The organism is Clostridium puniceum (assembly GCF_002006345.1).
GTDB classification, from domain to species: domain Bacteria; phylum Bacillota; class Clostridia; order Clostridiales; family Clostridiaceae; genus Clostridium; species Clostridium puniceum.
The window spans coordinates 22,579-34,926 of the sequence record NZ_LZZM01000208.1 but is presented as its reverse complement, the minus strand read 5'-3'; the positions used below and the strand labels follow the sequence as shown (position 1 = coordinate 34,926).

Genomic DNA, 12,348 nt, shown 5'->3' with positions numbered 1-12,348 from the left:
GAATATAACTTTTATAGTTTATTATATAAATTCCTAATATATTTTCAACGCAAACGGATTATAATTAATTAAATTTATATTAATTATAAAATTTATAAATACTCTCTTACATTTATAAGATAGGGAGTATTTAGTGTTATTTAGTTGATTATATAATTTAAAAATTATATTCCAAAAATAAGCAATTATTTTTACAGAAAAAAGGAGCTTAGAGACCGGCGAAGGACACTCTAAGCTCCACGCTAGCACTTTACGTACCAACTGCTTATTTAGAATAACATATTTATTATATAATATCAACTAAAACTTTTAAATAAAATATTTCTTCAGAATTACTGATCTTATACTTTCATATTTAATATGAGAAGGAAGTTCTTTTTTTAATAAACTTATCTGAGAGTAACCATTTTTTTCACAAGCATTTACAATTAATTTTTTATCTTCTTCATTATAAAATTCTTCTAAATCTATATTAAATACATTCTCTCCAAATTCCTTAATATAATCTGTTACATAACCTAAAATAGTTGAAATTGATAATTCTATTTTCTCAGATACTTCATGAATACTAATATTTTCTTTAAGCATATCTATTGCAATTTCATTATTTTCTCTATTTTCTCCATCAATTACAACTTTTTTTCTTTTTCTTTCTATCCATCTTACTTCTTTATTAGTTTCCAATAAATATTCATGTACTATTTTAACTATTATATCTCCATAAGAACTGATTTTTTTAGGGCCCATACCACTTATATCTTTTAATTTTTCTACAGTATTAGGGTATCTTCCACTTATTTCTTTTAAGCTATTCTGAGATATAATTGCTTGTGGCATAGCCCCTTCTTTTTTAGCAAATTCATCTCTTGCCATACGGAGTCTATTATATAATTCTGAATCTGTGCTTACTTCTAATTTTAAATTCTCATTTTTATTATCATGATTTTTAATTTCTTTCAAATTTTCTTCTTCATAATTAGGTACTTCTATATTATGTTCTTGTGTAAATATTTTTATTGCTTCTTCAAAAGCTTTTCCATATTTATTATATTTAACTTCTCCAACTCCAGATATCTTAAGCATTGCTGTTTTATTTATTGGATATTTCATAGCCATTTCTTTTAATGCAACATCACCAAATATAATATATGGTGGAACATTATTTTGTTTTGCTAACTCCTGTCTTATAGTTCTAAGGATTTCAAACAATTCATTATCTTCATGAGCTTTCTTTTCTACCTTAAATTCTTTTAACTCCACTTTTTCCTGTGAAGTTAATACACTTCTAGATTTATCATTTAAAGTTAAAACTGGATAAGTACCTTCAACTACACTGATATACCCTTGAGAAATTAAGGTATTTATAAAGTTTTTAAGCTCTTCTGCTGAATATTCTTTCATTAGTCCATAAGTTGAAAGTTCATTAAATTTAAATTGCATAACTTTTTTGTTTTTAGATCCTCTAAGTACATCTACAAGCATTCCACTTCCAAATTTACTTTTCATTCTATATATACAAGAAAGTACTTTTTGTGCTTCTATAGTTTTATCTACCAATTCTCCTTCACTTAAACAGTTGCTACAATTATCACACTCAATATTATATTCTTCTCCAAAATACTCCAAAATATATTTTCTATAACAATCATTGCTATGAACAAAATCAATCATCTGCTGAAGTTTTTTATATTGACTATTTTTTCGTTCTCCATTTTCTATTGAATTTTCAATTAAATATTTTTGAACTTGAACATCTTGTGGGGCAAATAAAAGTATACATTCACTATTTTCGCCATCTCTTCCTGCTCTACCAATTTCTTGATAATAACTTTCTATATTTCTTGGCATATTATAATGTACTACATACCTTATATTAGGTTTATCTATTCCCATCCCAAAAGCATTAGTTGCAACCATAATACTTGCCCTGTCATATATAAAATTATCTTGATTTTCTTTTCTCATGTTTTCAGATAATCCAGCATGATAACGAGTTACATTATATCCTTTATCATCCAAATCCTCATATAAATTATCAACTTCTTTTCTAGTTGCAGCATATATAATTCCTGAAACTTCTTTATTATTTTCAATATAACTATTTAAATAATCTTTCTTGCTTCCACTTTTAATTACATTTATAAGTAAGTTTTCCCTGTTAAAGCCTGTTACAAAGACTTCAGGATTATTTAATTTTAATAGTTTTACTATATCATCTCTTACTTCTTTTGATGCTGTTGCGGTAAAAGCTGTAATTATAGGTCTCTCTTTAAGTAAATTAATAAAATCTGATATTTTTCTATAACTCACTCTAAAATCGTGTCCCCATTGAGAAATACAATGTGCTTCATCTACTGCTATTTGTGAAACATTGCATTTTGAAATCATATTTAAAAATTCAAAAGATTCTAATCTTTCAGGGGCAATATAAAGTATTTTAATTTCACCGTTTTGAAGATTATTTATTACTTTGGCTTCTTCAGTAGCACTTAATGTACTATTAATTAATGCACCTTTAATCCCCATATCTTTTAAAGTATCAACTTGATCCTTCATAAGTGATATAAGTGGAGATATTACTACTGTTATCCCATCTAGCATTAATGCTGGAATCTGATAACAAATAGATTTCCCTCCTCCTGTTGGCATTATGGCAAGAACATCTTCTCCATTTACTATTTTATTTATTATATCTTCTTGACCTCTTCTAAAAGTCTTATATCCATAATATTTTTCTAAAACATCTAATGCTTTGTTTTTCATTAATTATTGCTCCTTAAATTAATTGATTTAATATAGTTACATTAATAGTTAAACTTATCTTGTTTTATATATAAGCTTAAGTTGTAAATTTTAATTAAAATTTATGACATGAACCATTATAGCATAAAATTTAATTTTGAGTACTTAAGCCTATACTATAATTGTTTCCAACATTATGAATGGTATACGCACTTATGTTCTTCTTTATTTGATGTAAGTTATAGTTGTAACTTAATTTTGTTATATATAAGTTCTAATTAAGAAAGTTCATAATTTAGTTGGTTGTCTTATCCAATCACTCTAATATAGAAATTAAATCTTAATGAACAAAATTTTTTAGAACATATATAAATTAAAATTTCACCATATATAATTAGTACACTGTAAATATCTTTTACACAGAATAAAAGTGACTATGCCACACCCATTTTCACTAAGATTTTCACAATTCCCTACTGTTGAAACCATTGATATAACTGGATTTTAAATTTCACAATTTTTATGTTTTTCTCGCACAAAAAAGGTATAGCTAAAAATATATATCTCTATACTTTTAGTTACACCGTTTAATATTTACATTTATTATTTAATTAACTTTATAATTCGCTTATAGTTTTATATTATCCCCTGAAGTGGTACACAGTTATTTAGCTAAAATCTCAACTCCGGTTTCAGTAATTAACACTGTATGCTCCCATTGAGCTGATAATTTATCATCTTCAGTATAGATAGTCCATTCGTTTTCTTCATCAACAAATACATCGAAAACTCCTTGATTTACCATTGGTTCTACAGTGAGGACCATTCCTGGCACAAGCAACATGCCTGTTCCTTTTTCTCCTATATGTGGCACAAATGGATCTTCATGAAATTCATTACCAACTCCATGTCCACCTAAGGCTCTAACTATTGTATATCCATTTTTGTGTGCATGTTCCTGGCAAGCTGCACCTATATCACCTAAAAATCCCCATGGTTTTATGGCTTCTATTCCCTTCACCATACATTCTCTAGCTACTCTTACTAATTTTTCTGATTCTTCACTAACCCGTCCTATCATAAACATTCTCGATGCGTCTGAATAATAGCCATTTAAAATTGTAGAAACATCTACATTTATAATGTCTCCCTCTTCTAAAATAACACTTTCATCTGGAATTCCATGGCAAACTTGATTGTTTATTGACGTACATACACTCTTTGGAAAGCCCTCATAATTTAATGGTGCTGGAATTCCACCACGCTCTGTAGTATATTCATATACTAATTTATCTATTTCTGCAGTACTCATGCCTGCTTTAATCTTACTTGCAACTAAATCTAAAACACCATTATTAATTTCAGCGCTTTTTCTAATTCCTTCTATATCTTCAGGACTTTTTATAAGCTCTCTTTCTGGAACTATACAACCCTTACGTCTATAACTTTCTATTTTTTCATCAAATTCTAAGTGACATTTTTTATATTTTAATCCACTGCCACACCAACATTTCGTATTTCTATCTAAACTCATTATTACAATAACACCTCTTTAAAATTATATTAAATCTAAATTTAAGAATACTAGAATATTTTACTTTCATCAAATATTATACACCTATTTTACTTTAAATGGACTGCAACCATAATATTATTTTCTATAAATTAATATTATATAAATTTTCTATGAATGATTATAAACTCACTTTTTTCTATCAATATAATAATTTTATTTACTTCTTGCCTTTTCTACAGCAATCTTCTTGCCTTTTATAGTCATGTTTTTTAAGGCTTCTATTACTTTATTCCCTTTTCCATTAAATATATCTACATAAGATACAGAATCTTGAACATCAATTATTCCAATATCATCTGCACTTATACCTTCAATTTGCGAAATAGCTCCAACAATATCCCCTGGACGAATTTTCTTTTTCTTTCCTCCATTTAAATAAATTTTAGTTATATTTGTATTTATAACTTTAGCTTTTTCTTTTTTTCTCTTAGGTTTGCTTTTAAGTATTTCTATACTTTCTTCTTCTATTTGTTCTTTCCCTGTAATATAGTAAATTGGAATTTTGAAACCTATTAGTTCTTCAATGTCATTTAAAAGACTATCTTTTTCTTTCACACAAAAACTTATAGCTTTTCCTTTTGCGCCTGCTCTTCCTGTTCTACCTATTCTATGCACATAAGCTTCCTTTTCTGCTGGAAGATCAAAGTTTATCACATGAGTAATACCTTCAATATCAATTCCTCTTGAAGCTACATCTGTTGCAACAAGCAGCCTAAAGTCTCCACGTCTATAACTTTCCATTGTAGTAAGTCTTTCCTTTTGAAGCATTCCACCATGAATTTTATTAGTTGAATATTTTTTTGACTTTAGAAACTCAAAAACTTTATCTACATTTTCTTGAGTCCTAGCAAATATAACTGCTGTTTCAGGTTTTTCATGTATTAATATACTATTTAGGCTTTCTAATTTTTTTTCATAATCCATATAACATACATAGTGTTCTATATTATCTGCAATAAGTTTTTGTTTTTCAATAGTAATATCTACTGGCTTATTCATATATTTTTCGGATAATTCTCTTATTTCATCTGGCATTGTTGCTGAAAATAACATAGTAACTTTTTTATTTGTAAGGCTTTTAATTACACTTTCAACTTGATCTATAAATCCCATATTAAGCATTTCATCTGCTTCGTCTATAACAAAATATTTTATTCGTGCTAAATTAAGGCTTCCCCTATCTATATGATCTAAAATTCTTCCTGGAGTTCCAACCACTATGTGAGTCTTTTGCTTTAATTTTCTTATTTGATCCATTATTGATTCTTTACCAAAAACTGCAACAGCTTTTATTCTTTTAAACCTTCCTATATTAGAAATATCCTCACTTACTTGAACAGCAAGCTCTCTTGTCGGCGTTAAAACCAAAACTTGAGGACTATTTTCTTCCCAATCTATTCTTTCACATAAAGGAATTCCAAATGCTGCAGTTTTTCCACTTCCAGTTTGTGATTTTACTATAACATCTTTATTATTAAGAATTTCTGGTATTACTTTTTCTTGAACTTCTGATGGCTTATTATATCCAAGTCCCTCTATAGACTTTAAAATTTCCTCTCCTATTTTAAATTTACTAAATCCACTTTTCATTAATTAAATTTCTCCTTGCTTAAATCTACTAATTTCATCCTATATTTCAACATACATTATTAACCTAACATTCTTCTCTATTTTTTAGTTAACTATATAAGCTAAGCTCTTTTATGCTAATATGAAATTTTGGCCTTTTATTATTATACCATTCATCCATGTTTTTCAAACATTATATTTTACTTTTATACAATAAAAACAAATATTATTAAAATAAATTGTTTATATATACATATTAAGGTATATATTTAAATTTAAAGTTAATTTTTAGTTAATTGTTTAATACTCAAACAATTAATATCTCATTAAAAAATATCACAATTTCATTTTTTAATGAGATATTAAGATCTATTATTTATTCTATTATTAAAAGATTACCAAAGTATTTTAAAACTTTTCTATTTAACATACTTATTTCTTAAAACTTCATCATTTTAAATATTGAATTCTCTATATAAAACTGCAAGAAGACTTTCTACAGCATTTACATTTCCACTATTTTCAGTTCCACCCATAGTAACTACATTATTAGGAACTATGTTAATCTTTCCTTCTCTAATTGAATCTGTAAATTTAGTCATTACATCTTGAATTACTTGATATTGTGGACCACCATAAGCATTAACTTGTTCTTTAGTTGCAATAGCTTGTGCAATACCAAGTATTGCCTTCATTTCTGCTTGAGCTTCTGCAATTTTCTTAACCTTATAGGCTTCAGCATCTGCAAGAGTTTTTTGTTTTTCAGCATCTTGTCTAGCTTTTTGAAGTTCCGCTTTACCAACATTTTCTTGAATTTTAATATTAATTTCTTATTTGTAAGAATACTTACCTGGTTTTAATGGATTTGCCCATATACCTTTACAGCCTTCTTCAACTAATTCTCCATGAGTATAAGTACTCCCAGATACATCTACACCTTTTTTACCAACAAAAGAGTTTACAACGCCAGCAAATCCTACTGGAATTATTGTCTTTCGAATAATATCTATACTTGCAAACAAACGATTTATAAAGTAAGTACCATCGCTAATTACTTGATATTGCTTTCCTCTATATCCACCTGCTTTTAAGAAAGCCTCTGGATTTTGAAAATTATTATGATATGTTTCTAAATCTGTTGGATCTTCTTCAACTACTGGAGCAATTATTTCTCCATTTGCGAGAGATGGTCCATCTTGTACTGTTACAATTCCCATTGGATCTTTAAGAATATTTTATAAATAAATTAATAAAATAAATAATCTTATTCTCTAAATTATTTATCATGCTACCTGGAAATTCTTCTATTATTTCATAGTAACGACTTACTTTAAAGAAATAATATAATAATTCTTTTATTTAAACAACCTTGTTCTTACAGTCTATGCTTAATATTTTTTTGAATAAATTTCCTTAGAAGTTAATGCGTAAGACCTTAGAATTTAAGATTTAGCAATCAGTTAAATCTACATATAGTATTTTTATTCTTTATTAACACAATATATTGTACTTTTCCACAAAATAGTATAAAATAATAATTATCATTTAACAAAGGAATACTATAATTTAAGATAATAACAAGAGAAGTTTTTAATTGTTCTTAAATTACTTATAAAGAAAATTAGGAGGAATATCATATGAATAGAATATTATCAGAAGAATTTTTAAACAATTATAGAGAAATTGAAAATACGCCTTTAAGTAATATTGGTGAATTTGTTTATTTAAGAACTTATTCAAGATATTTAGATAATAAAAAAAGAAGAGAAAATTGGTTCGAAACTGTTCTTAGGACTACTGAATATAATATTGAGCTTGGTATAAATTTCAAAAAGAAACATGGATTATTTATAAATATGAATGATGAAATTAAAGAAGCTGAACTTTTATTTGATAATTTATTTAACTTAAGGACTTTTACTTCTGGCAGAACCCTTTATATGGGTGGTACAGATATAGTAAAAAATTATCCTCTTTCAAATTATAACTGCTAATTTACAATGATTGAAAGATTTCATGATTTTGTGGACGTATTTTACCTTCTTATGGTTGGTTCTGGTGTAGGAATTAGAATTGATAAACAATTAATATCAGATATGGCTAAAATAAGAAACATATCTTTAAATGGAGAATATAATGAAGATGTTCATAAATATATGCCAAAAGAATATATGGAAGATACAAAACTTACTATAGATAAAAAAGATTCATCTATAGTAACAATTAAAGTTGGAGATAGCAAAGAAGGTTGGTGTGCGGCATTAGAATATTACTTTAAATTAATTACAGAACCAGAATATATTGATATTAAAAAGGTGATAATTGATTATAGTTACGTTAGACCTGAAGGTGAAAGGCTAAAAAGATTTGGAGGCCGTGCATCTGGACACAAATCTTTAAAGAGAATGTTTGAAAAGATTAATAAAGTTTGTAATAACCTTTCAGATGGAAAATTAAAATCCATAGATGTTCTTGATCTAGCAACTATAATAAGTGAAAATGTTGTATCTGGAGGAGTAAGACGTAGTGCAATGATGATTCTTTGCGACGAAGAAGATACAGATGTTATAAATGCAAAAAGTGATTTATATAAGATAGTTGATGGAAATTGGATAGAAAATTTAGACATCTCCCATAGAAAAATGAGTAACAATTCTGTATTGTACAATAAAAAACCTTCTTTATACAAAATAAAAGAAATATTAAATTCCATAAAAATAAATGGCGAACCTGGATTTATTAATGGAACTGAAGCAGCAAAAAGAAAGGATACTTTTAAGGGATGTAACCCTTGTGGAGAAATTTTATTAAAATCTCATGAATGCTGTAATTTATCTACAAATAATTTAGTTGCCTTTGTAGATGAGCATAATAAAATAGATATTAAACAATTAGAAAAAATATTAAAATTATCTACAAGAGTAGCAATTAGAATGACACTAGTAACGGTTGAACTTCCAGACTGGGATAAGATTATGAAAGAAGATCGAATAATTGGAATATCTTTAACTGGTATGATGGACATGGTGAATAAAACAAATATGAGTTATAAAGATTTAGCTAAATTATTGAGTCATTTAAGATCTGTGGTTAGAAATGAAGGTGAAAAATATTGCAAGGAGCTTGAAATTTCAGTACCTGACCTTATGACTACTATTAAGCCAGAAGGATCACTTTCAACTCTTCCAGGTGTAAGTTCTGGAATACATTATTCTCATTCTAATTATTACATTAGAAGAATTAGAATTTCTACCTCTGACCCATTATATAAGATGATAGAAAAACTTAAATGTTATCCTATATATAATGAAAATGGCCAAACAGATGAAAATTGCACTACAAAAGTTATAGAATTCCCTATTAAGGCACCTAAGGGAAAAACAAAATATGATGTTTCTGCAATAGAGCAGCTTGAACTTTATAAACTGTCAATGCTTAACTGGACAGATCATAATACGTCAATCACTGTACATGTACAAGAGGAAGAATGGGATGACGTTGCTGATTGGTTATATGAGAATTTTGAACATGTAGTCGGTATAACTTTCTTACCATTAATGGATGAAACTTATCCGTTGCTTCCATATGAATCTACAACAAAAGAAGATTATGAAGAACGTTTAAAAAATATTAAACCAATAGATTATGAACTACTTGCAGAACTTGATGATGACGAAGAACATGAAATTATTGATAAAGAGTGTGCAAATGGAGTTTGCCCTGTAAGATAATAAGATTATAAAAATTAAAAATAATATCAATCCATTAATTGAATAAGTGACTGTAACCCTTAAGAAGGTCAGAAGTTCTTTTGTAGTTAAATACTTACTTAAACGAGTAAGTGTTTTTTTCATAATATAGAAATCATCTGATTCAATGGTTTCTATAGTCTCGTTATAAACCATTGAAGTCTCTACAAAATCATTATTATTATTACTCAACAAAAACAGAGATACATTTTTCATTAAAAAGAACTCTCATTAAATCTGAGAGTTCTTTTATAATCACTTATGAAACTGTCTTTTCTATAATAATTTTAATTAAAGGTTGTACAAATTATTGTTAACCATGATATATACTATAGGCAAAGTGATATAATGAACTTACATTTGTAGAAATATTTCCATTACTAGTTGCCATAGCAAATGGTATTATATCATAATAATGTGTACTTCTTGATGCATAGTATGAGTAGTTTCCTGAAGCTGGTCCTAAGTGTATATTAATAGAAAAGTTTCCATTTGCATCAGTAGTACCAGTTCCAGTACAGAGCTTATTATTTATAACCACTTGAGCTCCTGCAGTTATTGGTTGATTAGCTACTGGATTACCATATTGATTATAAGCAGTTCCTTGGATAGTCATATCATAATGTACCCTCCACATTTCCCCATATCCATAATCCATATAACCGCCATCTGCATCAGAAGAAATATTAGTTATTGTGGCTTTAGTTATTACTGAATCTTTATTAACAAAATTAAGATTATAAGTGGCAGTTGAATCAGATCCTGCTAAAGATATCACCCTTATATAGTAAGTTCCTTTAGGAAATTTTTTAGTTAATGAATTAGTGTTTTTCAAAGTTGCTATTAAAGAAAGACTATCATCATATACTCGAACCTCATAAGTTCCTTTAGTTGATGAATTTTGGAATGATAAAACACCGTTAGTATCTGAATTTAATTGAAGGCTACTCCAATCTTCATCAAAATCATTATCTATAGTATCCACTATAGATAACGAACTAATATATGGTTTTGCCTGATATATATTATCGTCAGGTTCATTCTTACCATATTGGCTTGATGATATTACTTCAAATATATATTGATTTTGATCGTCAAAACCTTGTGCTGAATTTACTCTTATAAAGTAGATACCTTTTTCTCCAATTGCACTTAAATTTTCATATGCGGTACCATAATATATTGAGTCTGTAACTAAATCTAAATTTTGAGTTTCCCCATTATACTTATATAAAGAAAGATTATAGTCAATATTACTACTATTTGGTGCTTGCATAATTACTGTAAGTTTTTGAATAAATGAATTTTGGAAAGCATACCATCTTTCTGCACCTTCACTTGTTATAGTATCTCCATAAACACTATCAAGACCTATAACATAAGCATTGCCTGGTGAGTCATTAAGAGTGACCGCTGGCCCAGTTGTTTGGGTATCTGCTAAAAGAAAATTTGATTCAGATGTAACCCTTTCTTTTTTATTTTTTAAAGAATCTTCATTTAATTTAACCTTTGGATTTCTTAATTTTGAATATCCCTTTAAAACATCTGCGTTAAAATTGTCAAAAGATGCTTCACTAGACTTGTCTTCATAATTAATATTGTTTATATGTTTAATAGTGCTGATGTCTTTTGCAAAGGCAGGGCTGCAAGTCATTAATATACTAATTCCAAGAACTGCAGCTATAATTTTGTTTCTCATAAAACCACTCCCCTTTTATATTTTTTTATTTAGAACAGTTATTGAATTGTAAAAAATCCTTATTATTCTTATGTAAAGTATAATTTCAGCATTCAAACTTTTTACAATAAATAATGTTTAAATTATATTTTTTAAAGCTTTTCACATGATTATATTACTATTTTTTACAATAAATTGCAATAGCAAAAGTTAGCATTTTACGCATTAATCTATACTATTCGTGCAAAATGCTTGATTAAGTTCAAATTATAAGTAGTAAGTTTTAACCATTCTTTCTTAACAAAGACCCTCAGAGATTTTGTTAAAGAGATACGATACTGAACTTGCTAATCATTTTGTTGTAATCAAAAAAAACTACATAAAAACGTAGTTTTCTAATACTCATTAATTTCTTTTTACTTAATTCATATTAAACTAAAATGTATTATTTAAATTTTGCTTAACAACAAAACACTTCAAAAAATATATGATTTTAGTATAATGCTTGTATATGGAATTCCCATTTCATCAAGAGAAAATTCTAAAGTCCAAATAATATTTGCAATCCATGAAACATGATTTAAAAGGAGGATAAAACATATATATGTCAACTTCAACTAAAACTCCACAAATAAACAAAATATTTTATATTTATTAGTTTTTAATTAATAGCCTAGCATTAACCTTTTTCTGCATTCTATTTTTTGTTCTGGTAACATTTTTGATATATTTAGTTCCATCCATTTTCGTTGCGGATAAGAAAACCTTGTCCCAAAAAATAATAAATACTGATTATGAATAGATTCTTCTATTGAACCATACTTAGATTGAGTAAATTTAACAAATCCTAAAGCTTCTAATAATGCGGTATCATGAAGGTAAATAGCTCTTTCTTCACTATACATTTTTAAATCTAAATCTTCTTCTAATTTAGCTGCTAAAAGATTGTGTTTGGATTCACCACATTCATAAAAATTTCCTTCTCTAGACAACCAGCCACATATACCTAATTTATCCATACAATTAATAGGATA

Annotated in this window: 9 protein-coding genes; 2 read left to right on the top strand and 7 right to left on the bottom strand. The window is 27.4% G+C overall.

Annotated features, from left to right (window positions below):
* Positions 1–309 precede the first annotated feature (309 nt).
* The 5 genes from recQ to CLPUN_RS21355 all read right to left on the bottom strand — a co-directional run bounded on the left by recQ (position 310) and on the right by CLPUN_RS21355 (position 7,104).
* Positions 310–2,763 (bottom strand): DNA helicase RecQ, encoded by a 2,454-nt coding sequence (recQ, locus tag CLPUN_RS21375; RefSeq protein ID WP_077849252.1) that lies wholly within the window; start codon positions 2,761–2,763, stop codon positions 310–312.
* A 643-nt stretch (positions 2,764–3,406) separates the two neighbouring features.
* Complete coding sequence (locus CLPUN_RS21370) at positions 3,407–4,276, bottom strand: methionyl aminopeptidase (protein ID WP_077849251.1); 870 nt, start codon at positions 4,274–4,276, stop codon at positions 3,407–3,409.
* Positions 4,277–4,471: 195 nt separating this feature from the next.
* Complete coding sequence (locus CLPUN_RS21365) at positions 4,472–5,908, bottom strand: DEAD/DEAH box helicase (RefSeq protein ID WP_077849250.1); 1,437 nt, start codon at positions 5,906–5,908, stop codon at positions 4,472–4,474.
* Positions 5,909–6,342: 434 nt separating this feature from the next.
* Complete coding sequence (locus tag CLPUN_RS21360) at positions 6,343–6,582, bottom strand: hypothetical protein (protein WP_077849249.1); 240 nt, start codon at positions 6,580–6,582, stop codon at positions 6,343–6,345.
* Positions 6,583–6,717: 135 nt separating this feature from the next.
* Positions 6,718–7,104: a hypothetical protein gene (locus tag CLPUN_RS21355; protein ID WP_077849248.1), complete on the bottom strand. Its 387-nt coding sequence runs from the start codon at positions 7,102–7,104 to the stop codon at positions 6,718–6,720.
* A 420-nt stretch (positions 7,105–7,524) separates the two neighbouring features.
* Here CLPUN_RS21355 and CLPUN_RS28905 point away from each other — a divergent pair, with 420 nt between their 5' ends.
* Positions 7,525–7,881, top strand: coding sequence for a hypothetical protein (locus CLPUN_RS28905; protein WP_242954219.1), 357 nt, complete (start codon positions 7,525–7,527; stop codon positions 7,879–7,881).
* A 6-nt stretch (positions 7,882–7,887) separates the two neighbouring features.
* On the top strand, positions 7,888–9,618 hold the full coding sequence (nrdJ, locus tag CLPUN_RS21350) for a ribonucleoside-triphosphate reductase, adenosylcobalamin-dependent (protein ID WP_242954218.1): 1,731 nt from the start codon (positions 7,888–7,890) through the stop codon (positions 9,616–9,618).
* A gap of 331 nt (positions 9,619–9,949) precedes the next feature.
* Here the strand turns inward: nrdJ and CLPUN_RS21340 are convergent, their stop codons facing one another.
* Together CLPUN_RS21340 and CLPUN_RS21335 are read right to left on the bottom strand one after the other, a co-directional pair.
* Positions 9,950–11,335, bottom strand: coding sequence for an Ig-like domain-containing protein (locus tag CLPUN_RS21340; RefSeq protein ID WP_077849247.1), 1,386 nt, complete (start codon positions 11,333–11,335; stop codon positions 9,950–9,952).
* A gap of 644 nt (positions 11,336–11,979) precedes the next feature.
* Positions 11,980–12,333, bottom strand: a complete 354-nt coding sequence (locus tag CLPUN_RS21335) for a hypothetical protein (protein WP_077849246.1) — start codon at positions 12,331–12,333, stop codon at positions 11,980–11,982.
* Positions 12,334–12,348: the final 15 nt, after the last annotated feature.

Coding starts and splice junctions, on each gene's coding strand:
- CLPUN_RS21360 (WP_077849249.1), bottom strand. CDS start 6,582: ATGAAGGCAATACTTGGTATTGCACAAGCTATTGCAACTAAAGAACAA.
- CLPUN_RS21370 (WP_077849251.1), bottom strand. CDS start 4,276: ATGAGTTTAGATAGAAATACGAAATGTTGGTGTGGCAGTGGATTAAAA.
- CLPUN_RS21365 (WP_077849250.1), bottom strand. CDS start 5,908: ATGAAAAGTGGATTTAGTAAATTTAAAATAGGAGAGGAAATTTTAAAG.
- CLPUN_RS28905 (WP_242954219.1), top strand. CDS start 7,525: ATGAATAGAATATTATCAGAAGAATTTTTAAACAATTATAGAGAAATT.
- CLPUN_RS21335 (WP_077849246.1), bottom strand. CDS start 12,333: ATGGATAAATTAGGTATATGTGGCTGGTTGTCTAGAGAAGGAAATTTT.
- CLPUN_RS21355 (WP_077849248.1), bottom strand. CDS start 7,104: ATGGGAATTGTAACAGTACAAGATGGACCATCTCTCGCAAATGGAGAA.
- nrdJ (WP_242954218.1), top strand. CDS start 7,888: ATGATTGAAAGATTTCATGATTTTGTGGACGTATTTTACCTTCTTATG.
- CLPUN_RS21340 (WP_077849247.1), bottom strand. CDS start 11,335: ATGAGAAACAAAATTATAGCTGCAGTTCTTGGAATTAGTATATTAATG.
- recQ (WP_077849252.1), bottom strand. CDS start 2,763: ATGAAAAACAAAGCATTAGATGTTTTAGAAAAATATTATGGATATAAG.